Annotated in this window: 18 protein-coding genes; 11 read left to right on the forward strand and 7 right to left on the reverse strand. The window is 59.4% G+C overall.

Features of this window, described 5'->3' with window-relative positions; all coding sequences use genetic code 11:
• Nucleotides 1-227: 227 nt before the first annotated feature.
• Nucleotides 228-2,432, forward strand: coding sequence for an autotransporter outer membrane beta-barrel domain-containing protein (locus tag GA830_RS08790; protein WP_195164648.1), 2,205 nt, complete (start codon nt 228-230; stop codon nt 2,430-2,432).
• A gap of 86 nt (nt 2,433-2,518) precedes the next feature.
• Here the strand turns inward: GA830_RS08790 and GA830_RS08795 are convergent, their stop codons facing one another.
• Entirely contained in the window at nt 2,519-3,253 is a 735-nt protein-coding gene (locus GA830_RS08795; RefSeq protein WP_195164649.1) for a 16S rRNA (uracil(1498)-N(3))-methyltransferase, read from the reverse strand.
• 33 nt (nt 3,254-3,286) lie between these two features.
• Nucleotides 3,287-3,925, reverse strand: coding sequence for a hypothetical protein (locus GA830_RS08800; RefSeq protein WP_195164650.1), 639 nt, complete (start codon nt 3,923-3,925; stop codon nt 3,287-3,289).
• A gap of 82 nt (nt 3,926-4,007) precedes the next feature.
• Here GA830_RS08800 and GA830_RS08805 point away from each other — a divergent pair, with 82 nt between their 5' ends.
• Complete coding sequence (locus GA830_RS08805; RefSeq protein WP_195164651.1) at nt 4,008-4,727, forward strand: type 1 glutamine amidotransferase; 720 nt, start codon at nt 4,008-4,010, stop codon at nt 4,725-4,727.
• 165 nt (nt 4,728-4,892) lie between these two features.
• Nucleotides 4,893-5,099, forward strand: a complete 207-nt coding sequence (locus tag GA830_RS08810; protein WP_195165044.1) for a hypothetical protein — start codon at nt 4,893-4,895, stop codon at nt 5,097-5,099.
• 30 nt (nt 5,100-5,129) lie between these two features.
• Here the strand turns inward: GA830_RS08810 and GA830_RS08815 are convergent, their stop codons facing one another.
• From GA830_RS08815 to GA830_RS08825, 3 genes are read right to left on the reverse strand one after another with little or no spacing between them, the layout of a single operon-like run.
• On the reverse strand, nt 5,130-5,873 hold the full coding sequence (locus GA830_RS08815; protein WP_195164652.1) for a metallophosphoesterase: 744 nt from the start codon (nt 5,871-5,873) through the stop codon (nt 5,130-5,132).
• On the reverse strand, nt 5,870-7,045 hold the full coding sequence (locus GA830_RS08820; protein ID WP_195164653.1) for an alpha-hydroxy acid oxidase: 1,176 nt from the start codon (nt 7,043-7,045) through the stop codon (nt 5,870-5,872). Before GA830_RS08820 ends, GA830_RS08815 begins: the two co-directional genes overlap by 4 nt.
• Nucleotides 7,042-7,866 carry an FCD domain-containing protein gene (locus GA830_RS08825; RefSeq protein ID WP_195164654.1) on the reverse strand — a complete coding sequence of 275 codons (825 nt, stop codon included), beginning with the start codon at nt 7,864-7,866 and terminating at the stop codon, nt 7,042-7,044. Before GA830_RS08825 ends, GA830_RS08820 begins: the two co-directional genes overlap by 4 nt.
• 211 nt (nt 7,867-8,077) lie before the next feature.
• On the opposite strand from GA830_RS08825, the gene GA830_RS08830 reads away from it, so the two are divergent.
• The 4 genes from GA830_RS08830 (at nt 8,078) to glcF (ending at nt 14,317) form a co-directional block, all read left to right on the forward strand.
• Nucleotides 8,078-9,400, forward strand: coding sequence for a DUF3422 family protein (locus GA830_RS08830; protein WP_195164655.1), 1,323 nt, complete (start codon nt 8,078-8,080; stop codon nt 9,398-9,400).
• Nucleotides 9,401-9,554: 154 nt separating this feature from the next.
• Nucleotides 9,555-11,051, forward strand: coding sequence for an FAD-linked oxidase C-terminal domain-containing protein (locus GA830_RS08835; protein ID WP_195164656.1), 1,497 nt, complete (start codon nt 9,555-9,557; stop codon nt 11,049-11,051).
• Nucleotides 11,052-11,800: 749 nt separating this feature from the next.
• Nucleotides 11,801-13,027: an FAD-binding protein gene (locus GA830_RS08840; protein WP_195164657.1), complete on the forward strand. Its 1,227-nt coding sequence runs from the start codon at nt 11,801-11,803 to the stop codon at nt 13,025-13,027.
• 3 nt (nt 13,028-13,030) lie between these two features.
• Entirely contained in the window at nt 13,031-14,317 is a 1,287-nt protein-coding gene (gene glcF / locus GA830_RS08845; RefSeq protein WP_195164658.1) for a glycolate oxidase subunit GlcF, read from the forward strand.
• 1 nt (nt 14,318) lies between these two features.
• Here the strand turns inward: glcF and GA830_RS08850 are convergent, their stop codons facing one another.
• Together GA830_RS08850 and GA830_RS08855 are read right to left on the reverse strand one after the other, a co-directional pair.
• On the reverse strand, nt 14,319-14,996 hold the full coding sequence (locus GA830_RS08850; RefSeq protein ID WP_195164659.1) for an Abi family protein: 678 nt from the start codon (nt 14,994-14,996) through the stop codon (nt 14,319-14,321).
• A gap of 254 nt (nt 14,997-15,250) precedes the next feature.
• Nucleotides 15,251-16,024, reverse strand: coding sequence for a L,D-transpeptidase (locus GA830_RS08855; RefSeq protein ID WP_195164660.1), 774 nt, complete (start codon nt 16,022-16,024; stop codon nt 15,251-15,253).
• 213 nt (nt 16,025-16,237) lie between these two features.
• On the opposite strand from GA830_RS08855, the gene GA830_RS08860 reads away from it, so the two are divergent.
• The 4 genes from GA830_RS08860 (at nt 16,238) to hisG (ending at nt 20,259) form a co-directional block, all read left to right on the forward strand.
• Nucleotides 16,238-16,870, forward strand: a complete 633-nt coding sequence (locus tag GA830_RS08860; RefSeq protein WP_195164661.1) for a DNA-3-methyladenine glycosylase I — start codon at nt 16,238-16,240, stop codon at nt 16,868-16,870.
• An 88-nt stretch (nt 16,871-16,958) separates the two neighbouring features.
• Nucleotides 16,959-18,443, forward strand: coding sequence for a histidine--tRNA ligase (gene hisS, locus GA830_RS08865; protein WP_195164662.1), 1,485 nt, complete (start codon nt 16,959-16,961; stop codon nt 18,441-18,443).
• On the forward strand, nt 18,440-19,561 hold the full coding sequence (locus tag GA830_RS08870) for an ATP phosphoribosyltransferase regulatory subunit (RefSeq protein WP_195164663.1): 1,122 nt from the start codon (nt 18,440-18,442) through the stop codon (nt 19,559-19,561). The genes hisS and GA830_RS08870 overlap by 4 nt, the downstream gene beginning before the upstream one ends.
• The gene (gene hisG / locus GA830_RS08875) at nt 19,558-20,259 is read left to right on the forward strand and encodes an ATP phosphoribosyltransferase (protein WP_195164664.1); all 702 of its coding nucleotides are present in this window, start codon (nt 19,558-19,560) and stop codon (nt 20,257-20,259) included. The genes GA830_RS08870 and hisG overlap by 4 nt, the downstream gene beginning before the upstream one ends.
• Nucleotides 20,260-20,277 lie beyond the last annotated feature (18 nt).

Below are 20,277 nucleotides of genomic sequence, written 5' to 3' on the forward strand. Positions count from 1 at the left end.
TCGTTTCAGCTTTATATTCCCAAATTGCTCTCAATATGGTGCTAATTGTTATAGATAGGTATCGTCATAATATTTAAGAAAGCAGCCGTGGGAATCAGTCTCGGTCCGGGGCTGAGAGGTAGGAAATGCCGTCTAGGCGCGGCAAAACATCCAGCGAGCTGAACAGAATGAAGATTTTTTCCCGTAGTGCACCCTCACGCTGTGCACATTCAACAAGACTCCGCGCAATGTTGGCTGCGACTGTTGGTGCCGCGGCACTCATCTCTCACGCCGCTTATGCGGGTGATCTCGATGGCGAAGACGCGCTGGTTGGCCCGGGTGAAGCGCCTGAGTACTGGAGGGTCGAAAATGGTTCCAATCTCACAATCATCCATGGTGGCCAGTCCTACAACATAATCGCGAGAAACGATTCGACGATAAGCCTCAACGGCGCGAATGTCGTTCGCGCTCCGTGGCAGTCGGGCAGTGCATTGATTGGTTTGATCAATGGCTCGACGGCGTCAATTGTTGCTTCCACCATATACAACGACGCGGGGCCGGGGCTCGTCGTTGGCAACGTTCCAGCCTCCCCAGGCGAAGGTGAAAGCTCTTACGCGTATATTGAAGGTAGCAGTATTACCGCGATGGGTAGAGCCGCGAGCATTGCATCCGGTTCTACGATGGATGTTGTTGGCTCACATCTGGTGGGTTGGGCGCATCCAGGCAGCACCGGCTATGGCATTTCGTTGACCAATGGTTTCGTCAACGTCCGCGGCGGCAGCGACATCACGGGTGAGACCAGTGGTATCCGTCTCGTTCGCGGGGGTAGCGATACTGTTAGTGACAAGGGCCGTACATTGTTGGTCGACGGGTCCCATGTCGAGGGACTAACCGGTGCGGCGATTGTTGTGATGAGTTCCGAAGAAAACCCCACTGACGCGACCATTGTCGTTCAAAATCGGTCGACGCTAGTGGGTGGCAATGGCCGTATTCTTGAAGTGGGTGCCAATGCGTCTACCTCTTTTACGGTAGATAATTCGGAACTGGTTGGCGACGTGGTGGTGGAAGAGGGTGGCCACGCGAATGTCACACTCCGAAATTATGCCTCGCTCAAGGGTCGCATGACTGGCGTCGAAAACCTGCACCTCAACGCTTTTGGTAACTGGCAGATGGTTGAATCCTCTGCGATCAAGAACATCATAATGGATCGCGGCCAGATAACGCTTAGCGACGGGTCTGCAGGCTTTAACACGCTGACAGTCGAAAATCTGTCGGGTAGCGGCACATTCAAGATGAACACGGATATCGCGAACGACCAAGGCGACCTTTTGAGGGTAACGGGAAATGCCGCCGGCGCGCACACTCTGCATGTGAAAAATACGGGTATTGACCCCACAAGCGTTGGCGACCCGCACCTCGTGGTCGAAACTGCTGGTGGTGATGCGATTTTTGGACTTCTCGGCGGTGCAGTAGATCTCGGCGTCTACAAATACTTGCTTAACAAGAGCGGCGACAATTGGTACCTGCAGGAAACCAGCTATGTCACCCCCGGCACAGCCACGGCAATCGGGTTGCATGGCGTCGCACCAACCGTCTGGTATGGCGAATTGGCAACCCTGCGCCAGCGTATGGGTGATGTGCGCAACAATCGCGGCGATGGCGGCCTGTGGGCGCGCACTTATGGCCGCGGCTTCCAGATCTCGGCGGGCGCCGGCCAGACCTATGACCAGACCCAGTGGGGCATGTCGGTAGGCGCGGACCGCTCCTTCAACCTCGGCGATTCCGATGTGCTGGTGGGCGTGATGGGCGGCTATTCGAACTCGTCGGTCAAACTCGAAGGCGGCTCACGGGGTGACGTCGATTCCTACTATGGTGGCCTCTACGGCACCTGGCTTGCCTCGAACGGGCTTTATGTGGACAGCCTGTTCAAACTGAACAGGTTTGAAGACGCCGCCCACGTGCGCATGAGCGACGGTTCCGGGGCCGAAGGCAATTATGGCGCCACCGGCATTGGCGGCCAGATCGAGGTCGGCAAACATATCGCGCTGGCCAATGAGGTGTATGTCGAGCCCTTCGCCCAGCTTGCTGGTGTGAATGTGGGATCGTCGAACTACTGGCTGGACAATGGCATGCACGTTCAGAACGGCGCGATGGACTCGCTGATCGGGCGGCTGGGTGCCACCATTGGCATCAACTACGAGATGGCCAATGGCAGCAAAGTTCAGCCATATATGCGCCTTGCCGTGGCTCAGGAATTTGCCGGTGGCAACGACCTGCTCATCAACTCCACCGCCTTCAGCAACGACATGAAGGGCACACGCGGAGAAATTGGCGTCGGCTTTGCAGCCCAGGTAGCCGAGAAAGTGCAGATCCATGGCGAGTTCGACTACGCCGATGGCAAAAACCTCAAGCAGAACTGGGGCCTAAACCTCGGATTGCGGTACGCTTTCTAGAAAGCACTTGAAGACCAACAAACCTGGAACGCCCCGGCAGCACTGTCGGGGCGTTTCCATAACGAGTCTGGGCTTGATTGGCCCCCTCACCAATCCCCGATCGTGGCCTGGATCACCGCAAGCGCTGCTGCGGCCGCCGTGTCTGCCCGCAGGATGCGCGGGCCAAGCGGGATGGGGGTGACGAAGGGCAGCGCGCGTAATTGCTTGCGTTCATCATCGGAAAACCCGCCTTCGGGGCCGATAAGCAGCCCAAGCTTACGGCCCGCCAATGTTTTCAAAATGGGCACTGGATTATTGGTCTCAGCCCCTTCATCGCAGAAAATGAGCTGGCGTCCCGGCTGCCACTCCCAGAGCAGCCGGTCGAGCTTCACCACCTCGCCCACAGTCGGGATGGCCAGGATGCCGCACTGTTCCGACGCCTCGACCGCATTCGCCTTCAGCCGGTCGATTCCCACGGTAGACATTTGCGTGTGCTGCGTGATGACAGGCTGCAAATGTCCAGCACCCATCTCCACTGCTTTCTGGACCAGATAATCAAGCCGTCCCTGCTTGAGTGGGGCAAAGCAATAGACGAGATCGGGATGCGGCGGCTGCCCGCGTGTCTGCGTGACAGGTTGCAGCATCACCTTCTTCTTGGCGAGGCTCGCAAGCGATGACAACCATTCACCGTCGCGCCCGTTGAACAACAGAACCTGCGCCCCTTCGCTCAGGCGCAGCACATTGGCCAGATAATGGCTCTGCGGCGGGTCGAGCTCGATCTCGACGTCGGCAGAAATATCCTGCGGCACATAAAGCCGCTGCATTCGATAATTGGCGCGCATGGCGTGGAGAAATGCGCGAGCATTGTGGCGGGGTCAAGGGCCTGCGGAAGGATGCCACACTGGCGAAAACCCGGCTGCGAGAATGGCGACTGTCGTCGGTGGTGTTATCAGCGTCAGCGCCCGCTCATGGGTCGACATGGACGGGCCGTAGCCGGTGAAACTCCACGGCAACAACCAACCCCCCTTCAGCGCAAAGGCAGTGCTGCCCCCCGCAACCATCGTCCCGTCGGGCAGCGTATCTGTCTCGCCCGCCTCCAGCGCCCTGCCGATTGCACGAACCGCAAGCCGCTCCTTGTGCAGCTGACGGTCAATCTGTGACGTGCGCGCCGCCACGTGAGGAAAGGCTTTGGCAAAGCCTTTCCCAAACGTCTTCGCCCGCAGCCGCTGGCAATGAAAACATGGCCGGTGCCCCGCTGCCAGCGCGGTTACCTCGTCGAGAAAGAAAAGCTCCGTCCAGCCGGCCTCGCCACCGCGACCATTGCGTCCCATCGGAACCCGACGCACATCCCGAAAATCGCACACGCAGATGATCCACGCCGGTGACGCCCAGCGCTTTTTCAGAAGTGTGCGGGTGTCAGGATCATGGATAATTCCCCGGTTACCAGTAAACAGCCCGCGCTCTGCCACGGCATGAACGACGCCAAAAGGGTCGACGCGATTTTGCAGTGGCATATCTTCGTTCCGCATTCCCGGTCTTGTCGTGCCATGCTAGCTGTAGGGAAAAATCTGTCACGCCCGTTTTGTCAGGAATGAGATGCGCGTTCTGGTCGTCGAGAATTTTCAGGGTACAAGTCTTGGCCAGGTGGGAGTTGCCCTCTCGGAGGCGGGTGCCCAGATTGACCTGCGCGTACTCCATGAGGGGGCAACCCTCCCGCAAGCATCAATCGAGCACGACGCGATAGTGGTTCTTGGTGGTGCCCAAAACGCACTGGATGATGAAGGTTCCCCCTATATCCCGGCACTTCTTGAATTGATGCGGGATTTCATTGCCGCCGACAAATCAGTGCTCGGCATCTGCCTCGGCGCTCAGCTTCTGGCTCGTGCGGCGGGGGGCACCAACCAGATAGGCGGTGCTACTGAATTCGGCTGGCACCGCATGGCGCTGACCCCGGATGCGACACAGGATCCGGTCTTTGCACGCCTCGACCACGCGTTCCCGATTTTCGAATGGCACGACGATACGTTCACACTTCCTCCTGGCGCCACCCACCTCGCCACAAGCTCATGTGCTGCCAATCAGGCGTTTCGTTTGGGCCGCGCAGCCTATGGAATACAGTTCCATTTCGAGGCCGACACCGTACTTGTGCGCGAATGGAGCGAATGCTTTGCCGAGGTCATCGCGGACCGTAATCCGCATTGGCCAATGATCCTCGAAACCGAGATTGCTGTTCATGGAGAAGCTGCCGATGCGGCTGGTTTGGCGCTTGCGCGGGGCTGGGTGTCGACAGTGAGGCCCTCTGCAAACCCGGCCTGAAACCCTCTGCACAGCCCTTGCCTGCTGCAACCGTGTCATAAAAATCACGCTTCAATTTTGATGTTGAAATGCCGGTTGCAAGCACTGGCTTTGGCCCCAACTATCAGCCTAGAAGGGCGCGCCTCGTGGAGCGCAGTGGCGGCCATTGTAACCGGATAGGTTGCATTGATCACCCGGCGGAAACCCATTCGTAATATTTTGTGTGCAGAAGTTCAGGAAGCCGAAACCGAGATGAAGCCGTTGAGAATTACGCTCCTGTCCTTTTTCATGCTGTTCGGTATCTCTGCCTGGGGTGTCGCGATCTACATTGCTGACGAGGCCACCGGTCACGCCGTTGTCGACGGCTACGGAGTATCCGCTCAGGTCCGCTGATTGCCGTTGCGATGCTCGCGTGGAGAACAGCTAGCCTGATACGCTGACGACACGCTTGACGGCGCCGTCAATGATCAGCGCTGTCAGCCGCCCCGATTTGTACGCGCCGGTGTCCACATTCACTCGGTTTGCCATCACTTCTGCTTCGCCGGCAGGCGTATGTCCGTGCACTACGATCTTGGGGTGCAGCCCGGGAAAATTCAAAAACGCCTCGCGTATCCAGATCAGGTCTTCCGGGTCCTGCTCCGCCAGCGGCACTCCCGGACGGATGCCGGCATGGCAGAAGAAAAAATCTTCCAGCGTGATGTGCCGGGGCAGTGTTCTGAGAAACTCCATATGGCTGAGCGGCACCACCTTGCACAATGCGGCGTGCCCGCGCCGCAGACCCCAAGGGCTGTCGAAGTCGATCTCCACGCCATAAGACAACGCAGTCTGCCTTCCGCCATAAAGCGCGAAAACACCTTCAGGATCTGGCCGTGCCAGAAACTCCTGAAACGCCGCATCATGATTGCCCGCAACGCAGATATAGCGCGGATCAGAGGCGGATTTTTGGATCAGGAAGTCGATCACTCCTTTGGAGCTTGGTCCCCGGTCGACAAAGTCGCCAAGATGGATGACACGAAAGTCTGTCGCGCTGCTGCGTACCCGGTCAGCGTCGATCATTGCGTGCAGCTTCTCCAGTAGATCGAGCCTGCCATGCACATCGCCGATAGCCGCGACATGCATGCCAGTGGGCCCGCGCGCGTCCAGAAAATGGATGCCGTCAGTAATCAACTCTTGCGCCGCACTTTCTTCGACGTCCCGGGCTGACCCTCATAGATCAACTCGGGTCCGACATCCTTGATGTTGCGCTTGCCGCACAACGCCATGGTGATGTCGAGTTCCTTGCGAATGATCTCCAGCGCCTGTGTCACGCCCGCTTTGCCGCCCGCACCGAGCCCATACAGGAACGGCCGTCCGATATGCGTGCCCTTGGCGCCGAGCGCCAGCGCCTTCAGCACATCCTGCCCGGACCGGATGCCGCCATCCAGATGCACATCTATTTTATCGCCCACAGCATCGACAATCTCCGGCAGCACCGCGATGGACGAGGGCGCGCCATCAAGCTGGCGCCCGCCGTGGTTGGAAACAATGATCGCATCGGCGCCGGTCTTCAGCGCCATCAGCGCATCCTCACGGTCCAAAATTCCTTTCAGGATAAGCTTGCCGCCCCATTGCTTCTTGATCCAGGCGACATCTTTCCATGATAGCCGCAGGTCGAACTGATCATGCGTCCATGCGGATAAAGAGGTCATATTGTCGGCGCCCTTGGCGTGGCCAACGATGTTGCCGAATGTGCGCCTTTTGGTGCCAAGCATGCCTAGGCACCAGCCTGGCCGCGTCGCCATCTGGTAAAGATGTTTGGGGGTCAGGCGCGGCGGCGCCGAGAGCCCGTTGCGCAGGTCCTTGTGGCGCTGCCCCAGAATTTGAAGATCAAGTGTCAGCACCAACGCGGAGCATCCGGCAGCCTTGGCCCGTGCGATCAGGTTGGTCACGAAATCCCTGTCGCGCATGACATAAAGCTGAAACCAGAACGGCTTTGTGGTCGCTGCCGCTACATCTTCCAGCGAGCAGATGCTCATAGTCGACAGCGTGAACGGCACGCCAAATTCCTCCGCCGCCTGCGCGGCAAGAATTTCCCCGTCTGCATGCTGCATTCCCGTCAGCCCGGTCGGCGCCAACGCAACCGGCATCGACACTTTCTCGCCGATCATGGTGCTGGCCAGCGACCGGTCGGTCATGTCCACCAAAACGCGTTGGCGCAGTTTTATCTTGGCAAAATCCTCTTCATTGGCGCGGTAGGTGCTCTCCGTCCACGCGCCGGAATCCGCATAGTCAAAGAACAGCTTCGGCACCCGCCGGCGAGCTCGTTCCTTCAAATCGGCGATGGTCAACATAGCGCTCATTCCTGGTCCCCCGTGCCGGAGCGGTCTGCCGCCGGTCTTTTGACGCTTGTACCTTCGGAGCGCTGCCGTAGCCGCAGCCGTGACACGCGCTCCCAATCCCCGGTTCGCTCCGCATCCACCATGGCTCGCGTGACGAAATCCATATGCGCCATTGCCGCTTGTTTAGCCTCCAATGGATCGCCCGCAATCACCGCCTGGTAGATCGCCTGATGCTGATCATAAAGCTGCTGGCGCGCGGCGGGCATTGTAAAGACCAGCATGCGGTTTCGAAACACGCCATCCGAAAGCAACCGGTAGCAGGAGCGCAGGGTGTGGAGCAAAATAATATTGTGCGCACATTCACCGATCGCTGAATGAAACTCGACATCGATGGCAGCCTCTTCCTCGAAGTCGCCACGCTGATGCGCGTCTTCCATCCGCACCATGATCGCACCGAGTAGCGCCCGGTCATCGGCGGTGGCGCGGCTGGCGGCATGTTCGGCGGCAATGCCTTCAATGTCGCGCCGATACTCCATGTAGTCGGCCGCCGCTTTCGCATGCGACGAAATGAGATCCAGCACAGGTCGTGCAAACACCTCGCCGATGACATCGGCAACGATAGTGCCGCCACCATGACGCGTTGCCAGAAGCCCTCGCGCCTCCAGTGATTTCAAGGCATCACGCAAGATGGGCCGCGATACATCAAGCTGCACCGCAAGCTCGCGTTCCGCCGGCAGCCGGTCACCCACGCGCAACACGCCCTCTAGAATGAGGCTCTCAACCTGCTGCACCACCTCATCGGCAGTGCGAGAATGCTCTATTCGAGAAAAAATGTCGTTCAACGAGACGCTCGCGTTTTCGGTGACTGGTGGCAGGATAAAGCGATTGACCTCAACTGGTCAACTTTCTGATCCAATTTGGACGGCGCAAACAATTACCGGCCGTGGCATAAAATTGCGCAGTGCTTGAAATTTGCGGTTTGTGACCTTCGCGCCCCGGTGCTGTTATGGCGCCTGGCTGAACGCCACGCTGGCAAAGGCGCAGGGATCACGGGTGACGACAGACAGGGAAAGTCTCGAATTCCAGGCGCGCGCAACAGGAAGCGTGCTGGGCTTTCCCGCGCATGAGGGCCGTCCCGGCGCGTTGGGCGAGGTTCATGCACGGCCTCACCCACTGGTAGAGACCCCACGCGTTCTGGTCCAGCTTTCATTCATGACCGAGGGCGGCTCGGGCGTCGACCAAGCGGTTCTGTCCGAACTCTCGCGTCGGCTTGGCATCGCAGCGCCCGGCCGCAGCGCCCGCCACCACGCCATGAAATGGGGGCAGGGCACGCTGCGCTGGGAGCGCCACACCGAGTTCTCGACCTACCAGTGGGAAGGCCCGCTTGGGGAGGGTGGACGCGCCAGTGAGCAGACGCCCTTTGGCAATGGCTTTTCACCCCCCGGAACAGTCATTTCCGGCATCCGGCTGGAGGTCCGCCCCTGGACACCGGCCAACGAGGCGCTGATCTATAGTTTTGACGCGGCAAGTCTGTGCTATTCACGCGTGGAGCAGGGCAAGGCTGCCATCATTACCGATTTCCGTCAGGATGGTGATGGCCTGACACGTATTCTGGTTCTCGATCGTGGCCTCACTCCGGCCCGCACAGGCGCTCTCCTGCAGCGGCTCATCGACATCGAAACTTATCGCACGCTGGCCATGCTCGGACTTCCGCTTGCGCAAAGCCTGTCGGCACGCGCTCGCGGCATCGAGGACCGTCTGGCCATCGCCACCCGCGAAATGAAGGATGCTGAAACCCGCAACAGCCAGACGCTGCTCGCGGATCTCACCGAACTCGCCGCCGAACTGGAGGCCGATGCCGCGTCCAGCCTTTACCGTTTCGGCGCCAGCCGCGCCTATGACGGCATCGTCATCGAACGGCTGGATGCGCTCGATGAGGAAGCCGTGCCCGGCTACGATACTTGGGCCGGCTTTTTGCAGCGCCGCGTCGCGCCGGCAATGCGCACCTGCCGCTCGGTTGAAGAACGCCTTGCCAATCTGTCGCGAAAACTCACCCGCGCGACAACATTGCTGCGCACCTGGGTAGATGTGGAGGTCGAACAGCAAAATCGCGATTTGCTTGCATCAATGAACAACCGCGCCCGCCTTCAACTGCGCCTGCAACAGACGGTCGAGGGGCTATCGGTCGCCGCCGTCTCCTACTATGTGGTCGGCCTGATCGCCTATCTGGCCAAGGGTGCATCCGTGTTCGGTCACGCCATTGCACCCGAGATCGTCACCGCAGCCGCCGTCCCAGTCAGCATCTTGCTGGTCTGGTGGGGTGTGCGCCGCGTCCGCCGCATGCATGCCGAGCCCGTCAAGCCCGCCGGCGAGTAGCGCTGTTGCCCGTCCGCCGTGTCGGTGCCAGCGGCAGATTGCCGCTGCGGAAGCAGTGCACGCCAGTGCTGCGCCGATTGCACAAAGCTTGATTTGCCAGCTTCGCTCATCACTGGTAAAAGATTATTACCAGTTACTCAGGAGGATGGCCAGAATGTCCGGGCTGATAATGCCGCCACCAGATCAGCAGACGCTGGCGCGCCGCGCCGAGATTGTGGCCGACATGCGCCAGATCGTGCCGGGCGAGGGTGTGGTCGATGCTGTCAATTCCATGCGCGCTTTTGAGAGCGATGGGCTGACCGCCTATCGCCAGCTGCCACTGGTTGTGGTGCTGCCTGAAACCACCGCGCAAGTGTCGCGCATTCTCACCTATTGCAATCAGCGCGGCATAAAAATCGTGCCGCGCGGTTCTGGCACATCGCTGTCGGGCGGTGCATTGCCGCTGGAAGATGCGGTGCTTCTGGTCATGAGCCGCTTTAACCGCGTGCTGGATATTGATTTTGATAATCGATGCGTGGTCGCCCAGCCGGGCGTCACCAATCTTGGCATCACCACCGCCGTCGAGCAGCAGGGGTTTTACTATGCCCCTGACCCATCCTCCCAGATCGCCTGCTCGATCGGCGGCAATGTCGCGGAAAATTCAGGCGGTGTGCACTGCCTGAAATATGGCCTTACCGCCAATAATCTTCTCGGCATAGAAATGGTGATGATGGATGGCGAAGTGGTGCGCCTTGGCGGCAAGCATCTGGATAGCGAGGGCTATGATCTGATCGGCGTGATGACTGGTTCTGAAGGGCTGCTCGGCGTCGTCACCGAAGTGACGGTGCGCATTTTGCAAAAGCCTGAAACGGCGCGTGCTCTGCTTCTGGGGTTTCCAACCTCTGAAGAGGCCGGCCAATGCGTGGCCGATATTATTGGCGCGGGCATTATTCCAGGCGGCATGGAAATGATGGACCGCCCCGCCATCCATGCGGCGGAAGATTTCGTCCATGCCGGCTACCCGCTCGAATGCGAGGCGCTTTTGATCATTGAACTCGATGGCTGCCCTGATGAAGTGAACCATCTGATCGAGGCAGTGGAACGGATTGCCGCCCAAAACGGCTCCACCACCTGCCGCATCTCGCAAACCGAAGAAGAGCGCATGACCTTCTGGGCGGGTCGCAAGGCAGCCTTTCCGGCAGTGGGCCGCATCTCGCCAGATTATTACTGCATGGATGGCACCATTCCGCGCAAACAATTGCCGACCGTTCTGGCTGGAATGCGCGAATTGTCCGCCAAATACGGTCTGGGCGTTGCCAATGTCTTCCACGCTGGCGATGGCAATCTGCACCCGCTCATTCTCTATGATGCCAACAAGCCCGGCGAACTGGAAAAGGCAGAAGATTTCGGCTCTGATATTTTGCGCCTCTGCGTCAAGGTCGGCGGCGTGTTGACTGGCGAACATGGCGTCGGTGTCGAAAAACGCGATCTGATGCCTGAAATGTTCAACCAGATAGATCTCGACCAGCAGATGCGCGTCAAATGCGCGTTCGACCCCAACCACCTGCTTAACCCCGGCAAAGTGTTCCCGCAATTGCGCCGCTGCGCCGAACTTGGCCGTATGCATATTTCCGGCGGCAAACTGCCCTTTCCAGATATTCCACGGTTTTGATGCACTTGAGCGCCCCCCTCTCCGTCGCGCTTCACGCGCCACCGCTCCCCCGAAGGGGGCGAGGAACCATGTTTGCGATTAGCAGTTCCTCGCCCCGCCTGCGGGGAGAGGTGGATTGGGCAAAGCCCAAGACGGAGAGGGGCCTTTGCGCCCTCATTGTTTTTGCCATGCGGGGTGTGTCGGCATGAAATCATTTTCTGTCGTGGCTCCCCTCTCCGTCGCGCTTCGCGCGCCACCTCTCCCCCGAAGGGGGCGAGGAACCATGTTTGCGATTAGCAGTTCCTCGCCCCGCCTGCGGGGTGAGGTGGCTTGGGCAAAGCCCAAGACGGAGAGGGGCCTTTGCGCCCTCATTGTTTTTGCCATGCGGGGTGTGTCGGCATGAAATCATTTTCTGTCGTGCTCCCCCTCTCCGTCGCGCTTTGCGCGCCACCTCTCCCCCGAAGGGGGCGAGGAACCAGGTTTGCGATTGTCAGTTCCTCGCCCCGCCTGCGGGGAGAGGTGGCTTGGGCAAAGCCCAAGACGGAGAGGGGGCTTTCGCGCCCTCATTGTTTTTGCCATGCGGGGTGTGTCGGCATGAAATCATTTTCTGTCGTGCTCCCCCTCTCCGTCGCCCTTTGCGCGCCACCGCTCCCCCGAAGGGGGCGAGGAACCATGTTTGCGATTGTCAGTTCCTCGCCCCGCTTGCGGGGAGAGGTGGCTTGGGCGAAGCACAAGACGGAGAGGGGGCTTTCGCGCTCCAAGGCAAAACCATGACCACATTCACCCCCACGACCCCCGACGAAACTCTGTCCACCGTCCAATGGGCGTTGGGCGAAAGCCAGCCGCTGGAAATCGAAGGCCAGGGCTCCAAGCGCGGCATTGGCCATCCGGTTCAGGCAGCCCATACGCTCAGCCTGTCGAAGCTGACCGGCGTGACACTGTATGAGCCGGAAGAGCTGGTGCTTTCAGCCCGTGCTGGCACGCCGATTGCGGAGATAGAAAAGCTGCTTGCGGCCAACAGGCAGGAACTGGCTTTCGAGCCGATGGATTACGGCCCGCTTCTGGGCACCGGCCAGAAAAACGCTGGCACTATTGGAGGCGTTCTGGCGACAAATCTTTCCGGTCCGCGCCGGCTGAAAGCGGGTGCAGCGCGCGACCATGTGCTGGGCATCAACGCCGTTTCAGGCCGTGGCGAAGCGTTCAAATCCGGCGGGCGTGTGGTCAAGAATGTCACGGGCTATGATCTGTCCAAACTCATGGCTGGCTCATGGGGCACGCTGGCGGTGGTGACCGATGTCACCTTCAAAGTTTTACCGGCCGCTGAAACGGAAACCACGCTCGTCCTCACCGGCCTGCTCGATGATGTCGCCGCCAGCGCTATGGCGCTGGCGCTTGGTTCAAGCGCAGAAGTGGCAAGTGCGGCCCATCTGCCTGAAAACATCGCCCGGCTTGTGGGCGGCGGCGCACTTGGAACGGATGCCGCGACCCTGCTGAGGCTGGAAGGGTTTGGCCCTTCGGTCGCCTACCGCTTGGCGCGTCTGCGTGATCTGCTCAAAGCAGCGCCCGGCATGATCGAGCTTGAGGGCTCAGCCTCAAAATCCCTATGGCGAGAGGTGCGCGATTGCGCGCCCTTTGCGGATGGCACCGACAAGCCGGTCTGGCGTGTCTCAATGGCACCGTCCCGCGCGCATGAAATGGTGCTGGCGCTGCGCATGGAACTGGCCGCCGATGCCTATTATGATTGGCAGGGCGGGCTGGTGTGGCTGCGCATGGAAAACGAGCCGGAAGCAGCGTTGCTGCGCGGTCTCGTGCAACAGTTCGGCGGCGGCCACGCAACGCTTGTGCGCGCTGCCCCGCACTGGCGTATTGCAACGCCGCTGTTTGAACCGCAAGCTGCCCCCCTGGCCGCATTGTCTGCGCGGGTGAAGCATGAGTTTGACTCCCAGAACATTCTCAATCCTGGCCGGATGGTCGCAATGGCTCAGGCAGGGCAATAAAAGATGCAAACCACATTCACGCCCGCTCAATTGGCCAATCCGCATGTCGCTGAATCTGAAAAGATCCTGCGCAATTGCGTGCATTGCGGTTTTTGCACCGCCACCTGTCCCACCTATGTGACGCTCGGCAATGAGCTGGATTCGCCGCGCGGGCGCATCTATCTCATCAAGGACATGCTGGAAAATGATCGTCCGGCAGATAACCAGATCGTCACCCATATAGACCGCTGCCTGTCCTGCCTGGCCTGCATGACGACATGCCCATCTGGCGTCAATTACATGCATCTGGTTGACCATGCCCGCGCCCATATTGAAAAGACCTATACGCGCTCCTTCACCGACCGTGCGCTGCGCGCCATGCTGGCCTTCGTGCTGCCGCATCCGGCACGCTTTCGCGCAGCCCTCAAGCTGGCGCGTCTGGGCAAGCCGTTCGCCGGTCTGTTCGATCGCATCAAACCGCTGAAGCCGCTGGCCGCCATGCTGCGGCTGGCACCCGCGACCCTGCCGCCCAAGCGCGCAATCAGCGTCGCGCCCATATCAGGCGCTCATAAGCGGGTCGCTATTCTGGCCGGCTGCGCGCAATCTGTGCTCGACCCCGGCATAAATGATGCAACGCGCCGCCTGCTGGCGCGGCTCGGCGTGGAAGTGGCTATACCCAGGAACGAAGGCTGCTGCGGTGCGCTGGTGCATCATCTGGGCAAGGAAGAACAGGGATTGGCCGCCGCGCGCCAAAACGTCGATGCCTGGACCGCCGAGATGGAGCGCGGGCTGGATGCCATCCTTATCACCGCATCCGGCTGTGGCACAACGATCAAGGATTACGGCTTCATGCTGCGGCTCGACCCTGCCTATGCCCAAAAAGCCAGGCGCGTGTCTGAAATCGCCTGCGACATCACAGAATTTCTGGCCACGCTGCAACTGCCCGAACCTGCGCAGCAAACCGGCCTCAGCGTCGCCTATCATTCCGCCTGTTCCATGCAGCACGGCCAGAAGATCACCCGCCTGCCTAAAGACCTTCTGGCACGGGCAGGCTTCACCATCCGCGAACCGCGCGAAGGCCATTTGTGCTGTGGCTCAGCTGGCACCTACAACATTCTCCAGCCCGAAATCTCGGCCCAATTGCGCGACCGCAAAGTCAAAAACATCGCCGCCACCAAGGCTGACATCATCGCCACCGGCAATATTGGCTGCATGACGCAGATATCAGGCCGCGCAGGAATGCCGATTGTGCATACGATAGAATTGCTCGATTGGGCCTATGGCGGGCCAAAGCCGGTGGCTTTGGGTTGATCTATTGGTGCGGCGTGACTGTGATGGGCAGTGATACGCCTTGCTCGGGGTAGAGGCTCTCAAACCGGCAGGTAGCCTTGCACCAATCAGCAGCGACGGGAGATAGCCACCCTGTCAGCTCTAAAATGTTTGCGTAATGCTTGGGTAGGTCCCAATGCAGCACAGTCTCGTGGTGAGCGAGGCGATTGCGAAGGGTTCGAACAGCGCCGAGTGATCTCGTGAAATCCTTGCGCCGTAATCCTTTTCCGTTCTCGCGTTTGGCTATGTCCTTCAACGTTATCTGCCAGAGATTTTCATATTCTTTCCCAAGCATCGCCGTCCAGAAGCCGAAGGTCAGTGCTGCAACGATCCGTGATGGAATAACTTCTTTCCGCTGCTCCGTCAGGTCTTTGCGTGCTTTGGCAATCATGTTGATTTGAATGGGGTTTAGGTGGTGCGCTGGATGGTCGAACCAATGGTCCCCATGAGCGTCACTCATAACACGATGAATGCGGTTCCGCAGTGCAATCTCGAGCATCTGAAGTGGCGTATACAGGCTCTCACTGAGCACGGCATTGAGGGTGTAAAGCTCGACAGCTTTGTTGCGGTCACCGCTTGCCCACGTGAGGTAGGTGCCAAACCTTTCAATTGAAAGGCTCTCTTCTAGGCCGGGATAGGGCCTGATCTCATCTAGTTCCATGAGTTCATGGGCAGATTATATCCCAGGCTATTGGTATATTCGTTTGATTTTCGTGCAGTTTAATTGTATATATCCGCTTGTAAACCCCGGTACCGTCTCTGCCCTAGGCACGCGGCCGGGGTAATTTTTTATAGCCGGTTGGATACAGCAAGAGTGCGCCTGAAGCTCCTGCGGATCAATTGCAAACTGTGCCTCTACCAAAAAACCCGGCCTCTCGCGAAGCCGGGTTGTTTCATGCCAAACGGTCATATGTCTTAGCGCACAATCACCTTCGTGCCGACCTTCACCATATTGTACAATTCGCTCACATCTTCATTGCGCATGCGGATGCAGCCGGAGGATACCGCGCCGCCGATGGTCCATGGCTGGTTGGTGCCGTGGATGCGGTAGAGTGTGGAGCCGAGATAAAGCGCGCGGGCGCCGAGCGGGTTTTCTGGGCCGCCTTCCATATGGGCGGGCAGAATGCGGCCCTTGGCGCGTTCGCGGGCGATCATTTCTGCGGGCGGGCGCCAATCTGGCCATTGGCGTTTCTGGGTAACCTTGTGGGTGCCAGCCCACTCAAAACCCGGCTTGCCGGTGCCAACGCCGTAGCGCCGTGCCTTGCCGCCCGCCTGCACATGGTAGAGGAAGTTCTGTGTCGTATCGATAACGATCGTACCGGGCTTTTCACCGCTATTGTAGGCGACAGTCTGCGGCAGATACATCGGGCTGATCTGTGGCTGGATCTCCCGGCGAGCAGGTGCGCGGGCACCCACGGTCTGGAAGCTGGAAGGCGCTGGCTGCCGATAGACGCGCCGAACCTCGCGCAACGAAGGCTGTGCCATCACGGCGACAGGTGCGCTGCGCTCGCGATATTTGCGCTGCTTTTGGCGCTGCGACGTGCGGCCAAGCTGCATCACCCACGGTGCTGAAAGATCAGGGCTCACCACCACCGGTGGCCGCTGGCCATAGCGCTCAGTCGCCTGCGCGCCAGTTGCGCCGAAAATAAGAAGTGCGGCCGCTCCGGCCCATAAAAAATTGCGTCTCATAAACACCCCTTCCAATGTCACACACCAACCCGGAAAAGGCTGGTCGGTTCCATATCAGCTTGTCTGCTGGCAGCAACTGAAAGGTGAATCCGGGTGCTTAAAATGCGCAAATGTCAGGAAAGCTTTTGGTGTGGTTACCGCCGCCTTCAGGAATCTGGTAAAGCGCGCGTAAATCGGGTGGTTTTTCCCGTTAACGAATGGGAATGCGCCACCATGAGCGAACAAGAGCCCGATCTGATCCAAGGCGAAGACGGAAAATTCCGCTGCTTCTGGCCGGGTGTAGATCCCTTCTACCAGCAATACCACGATGCCGAATGGGGCCGACCGGTCATGGATGACCGCCGGCTGTTTGAGAAGATCTGCCTGGAAGGTTTCCAGTCCGGCCTCTCCTGGCTGACCATCCTGCGCAAGCGCGAGAACTTCCGCGCCGCCTTCGACAATTTCGATGCGGAAAAAGCCGCCGTCTACGGCGATGCCGAGATCGCCCGGCTGGTGGCCGATGCCGGCATTGTGCGTCATCGCGGCAAAATTGTCTCCACCATCAACAACGCAAATCGCGCGCTGGAACTGAAAAAAGAATTCGGGTCGCTGGCGGCATTCTTCTGGAGCTACGAGCCCCAACCAAAGGACCGGCCAGCCAAAATCACCCGCGCCTCCATCCCCGGCTCGACGGAAATCTCGACCGCCATTTCCAAGGCACTGAAAAAGCGCGGCTGGAGTTTTGTTGGCCCCACCACCGTTTATGCCTTCATGCAGGCCATGGGCATGGTCAACGATCATATCGAAGGCTGCTTTTGCCAGGCGGAGGCAGAGGCAGAGCGCGCGGCGTTCAAACGGCCTTCCTGACCTCCCACCTTGCCGGGGCAAACCCCTTCGGTTACACCGCGCGAGGAAAAAGTGCCGCAAGGCGCCAAGCAACAAAGCGACAAAAACCATGGCCGGAAAATCCGAAAAAACAAAGGCACGCCTGCCGCGTGGGTTTGCCGACCGCACGCCGCATGATATTCGCGCCGTCAATGAGATGGTGGAGAAAATCCGCAGCGTTTATGAGCGCTATGGTTTTGACCCCATTGAAACCCCGATGCTGGAATATACGGACGCGCTGGGAAAATTCCTGCCCGATCAGGACAGGCCCAATGAGGGCGTGTTTTCCATTCAGGATGATGACGACCAGTGGATGAGCCTGCGCTATGACCTGACCGCGCCACTGGCGCGCCATGTGGCTGAAAACTTCAACGAAATTCAATTGCCCTACCGCACCTACCGCGCGGGCTGGGTGTTCCGCAACGAAAAGCCGGGTCCAGGCCGCTTCCGCCAATTCATGCAGTTCGACGCCGATACAGTCGGCGCGCCTTCCGTCGCCGCCGATGCGGAAATGTGCATGATGATGGCCGATGTGATGGAAGCACTCGGCATTGCCCGCGGCGATTACGTCATCCGCGTCAACAACCGCAAGGTGCTCGACGGCGTGATGGAAGCGATCGGCGTTTCAAGCGACGCTCAGAAGCTGACTGTACTGCGCGCCATCGACAAGTTGGATAAGTTCCCGGTGGGCGACATTGTGCTTCTTCTCGGCCCCGGCCGTTGGGATGGCGGCAAGGAAGGCGAGGGAGATTTTACACCCGGCGCCGGACTGGATGAACTCAAAGCGCAACTCGTATTGGATTACGTCGCTGGCAAGGACAGTGCCATCGAAAGTCAGCTCTTTACCGATGGTAAGACAGAGCTTGGCGAAATCGAAAATCTCTGCCGCGCCGCCGGCTACGACACCGACCGCATCCTGATCGACCCCTCCGTAGTCCGTGGCCTTGAATACTACACCGGTCCCGTTTTTGAAGCTGAACTCACCGCCGAAATCCCCAATGAAAAGGGTGAGATCGTGCGTTTCGGCTCGGTTGGCGGCGGTGGGCGTTATGATGGGTTGGTGTCGCGCTTTCGGGGCCAGCCAGTGCCAGCCACCGGTTTTTCCATCGGCGTGTCGCGCCTTGCAACCGCGCTTAAAAATCTGGGCAAACTGGGCAATAATCCCGTACTGGCACCGGTTCTCGTCACCGTCATGGAGGGCGGCACCGAGGCTATGGCCAAATATCAGGCATTCACGCAACAACTGCGCAATGCCGGTATTCGCGCCGAAATGTATCAGGGCAATTGGAAGAAGTTTGGCAACCAGCTGAAATATGCCGACCGTCGTGGCTGCCCCATTGCCATCATTCAGGGCGGTGATGAACGCGGCGAAGGCAAGGTTCTCATCAAGGATCTGATTGAGGGCGCAAAGCTCTCCGAAGAGATTGGCAGCAATGAGGAATGGCGTGAGGCGCGTGTGGCGCAAATAGCCGTGCCTGAGGCCGAACTGGTGGAGACCGTGCGTCGCATTTTGGCGGAGCAAGCGCGCGACCGCGACGGCCAAGGCGCCCGATGACCCACCGCTACCCGACTTTTGCACCGGACATTCTGGCGCTGTTTGCCGCGCGCGATGCGCAGCCGGTGGATGTGGCCATTATCCAACCGGCCGATCCGTTCTTGGACATGGCGGGCGAAGATCTGCGCCGCCGCATTTTCCTCACCGAAAATGAAACGGGCGCTGCACTCTGCCTGCGGCCAGAATTCACCATTCCGGTCTGCCTCGACCATATTGAAAGCCGCTCGGGCACACCGCGCCGTTATGGCTATCTGGGCGAAGTGTTTCGCCAGCGCCGTGAAGGCGGCAATGAGTTCTTTCAGGCAGGCATTGAGGATCTTGGCGAAACCGATATCGCCGCTGCCGATGCGCGCTCTGTGGCCGATGCCTGCGCAGTGCTGCGCACTGCATTGCCCGGACAGCAATTTGCTGTGACACTGGGCGATCAATCTATTTTTGAGGCGGTACTTGCCGCCCTTGGCCTGCCGCGTGGCTGGCAGATGCGCCTGGCGCGTGCCTTTGGTTCGCCAGAAGCGCTATCGGGTGCATTGGCAGATCTTGCCAATCCGCCAGTTGTCGCTGCGCTGGATGATGTGGCGGCAGCACTGGTTATGGAAGGCGATATGGCTGCGCTGGCCGCCCATATTGGCGAGGCGATGGAAGCCTCTGGCCTGTCGCAGGCAGCCGGGCGTTCGCCGGAAGAAATTGCCCGCAGGCTTATCCAGAAATCAGAACTGCGCTCGGTGCGCTTGGCTGATACTGCACTGGATGCGCTGAAACGCTTCCTGGAAATCCGCGTGCCGCTCACACAGGCCAATGATGCGCTGGAGGCTTTTGCGGCAGATGCAGGCCTGTCACTCGGTGGCGCGTTGCAGCGCTTTTCGGCACGTGCCGAACGCATTGCTGAAAATGGCCTGTCGATGGACATTGTTCATTATGATGCCGCCTTTGGCCGCCCATTGGATTATTATACGGGCCTTGTCTTCGAGGTGATGGCGCAAGGCGAAACGCAGGTTCTGGCCGGTGGTGGCCGCTATGACCGGTTGTTGACGCTTCTGGGCGCAGCCAAGCCCATCCCCGGTGTTGGTTTTTCTGTCTGGCTGGACCGCGTGGCCGCATTGCAGGAGCGCGCGCAATGAGCATTAGTCTGGCATTGCCCTCAAAGGGGCGTTTGAAAGAACAGGCGCTGGACGTGCTGGCCCGTGCCGGCCTGCCAGTGACGCTGCCTGATGACGAGCGCAAGTACCGCGCCACCATCCCCGCGCGTCCCGGCATCGAGGTGGCGTTCTTGTCGGCATCCGAAATCGCCAATGAGGTCGGGCAGGGCAGGGTGGATCTGGGCGTCACAGGCGAGGATCTGGTGCGCGAAACCATTCCCGATTGGGAAGCCCGCGTGGAAATCGTCGCGCGTCTGGGGTTCGGCCACGCGGATGTGGTGGTGGCGGTGCCTGATATTTGGCTGGATGTTGATACAATGGCGGATCTGGATGATGTGGCGGCAGATTTTCGCCAGCGTCATGGGCGGCGTCTGCGGATTGCTACCAAATATTGGCGGCTTACCCAGCAATTCTTTTCGCGCAAGCATGGCATTCAGGTCTATCGCATTGTCGAAAGCCTTGGTGCCACCGAAGGCGCACCCGCTGCCGGTTCGGCAGATGTGATTGTCGATATTACCTCGACAGGCTCGACCCTGCGCGCCAATCATTTGAAGGTTCTGGAAGACGGGGTGATCCTGAAATCACAGGCCTGTCTGGTGGCTTCCCTGTGCGCGCGTGACAGCGAGGATCAGGCGCTTCTCAACGAAACGGCGGCTCTTCTCAGAGCCGCCGTCACGTAAAACAAGCAACTAAAAGGT

The sequence above is a fragment of the Mesorhizobium sp. NBSH29 genome (assembly GCF_015500055.1).
GTDB lineage: Bacteria > Pseudomonadota > Alphaproteobacteria > Rhizobiales > Rhizobiaceae > Neomesorhizobium.

Excerpts from the sequence above, each read along its gene's own strand:
- glcF (WP_195164658.1), top strand. The coding sequence starts at position 13,031 with ATGCAAACCACATTCACGCCCGCTCAATTGGCCAATCCGCATGTCGCT.
- GA830_RS08790 (WP_195164648.1), top strand. The coding sequence starts at position 228 with ATGTTGGCTGCGACTGTTGGTGCCGCGGCACTCATCTCTCACGCCGCT.
- GA830_RS08820 (WP_195164653.1), bottom strand. The coding sequence starts at position 7,045 with ATGAGCGCTATGTTGACCATCGCCGATTTGAAGGAACGAGCTCGCCGG.
- hisS (WP_195164662.1), top strand. The coding sequence starts at position 16,959 with ATGGCCGGAAAATCCGAAAAAACAAAGGCACGCCTGCCGCGTGGGTTT.
- GA830_RS08805 (WP_195164651.1), top strand. The coding sequence starts at position 4,008 with ATGCGCGTTCTGGTCGTCGAGAATTTTCAGGGTACAAGTCTTGGCCAG.
- GA830_RS08840 (WP_195164657.1), top strand. The coding sequence starts at position 11,801 with ATGACCACATTCACCCCCACGACCCCCGACGAAACTCTGTCCACCGTC.
- GA830_RS08850 (WP_195164659.1), bottom strand. The coding sequence starts at position 14,996 with ATGGAACTAGATGAGATCAGGCCCTATCCCGGCCTAGAAGAGAGCCTT.
- GA830_RS08860 (WP_195164661.1), top strand. The coding sequence starts at position 16,238 with ATGAGCGAACAAGAGCCCGATCTGATCCAAGGCGAAGACGGAAAATTC.
- GA830_RS08870 (WP_195164663.1), top strand. The coding sequence starts at position 18,440 with ATGACCCACCGCTACCCGACTTTTGCACCGGACATTCTGGCGCTGTTT.
- GA830_RS08835 (WP_195164656.1), top strand. The coding sequence starts at position 9,555 with ATGTCCGGGCTGATAATGCCGCCACCAGATCAGCAGACGCTGGCGCGC.
- GA830_RS08855 (WP_195164660.1), bottom strand. The coding sequence starts at position 16,024 with ATGAGACGCAATTTTTTATGGGCCGGAGCGGCCGCACTTCTTATTTTC.
- hisG (WP_195164664.1), top strand. The coding sequence starts at position 19,558 with ATGAGCATTAGTCTGGCATTGCCCTCAAAGGGGCGTTTGAAAGAACAG.
- GA830_RS08800 (WP_195164650.1), bottom strand. The coding sequence starts at position 3,925 with ATGCCACTGCAAAATCGCGTCGACCCTTTTGGCGTCGTTCATGCCGTG.
- GA830_RS08795 (WP_195164649.1), bottom strand. The coding sequence starts at position 3,253 with ATGCGCGCCAATTATCGAATGCAGCGGCTTTATGTGCCGCAGGATATT.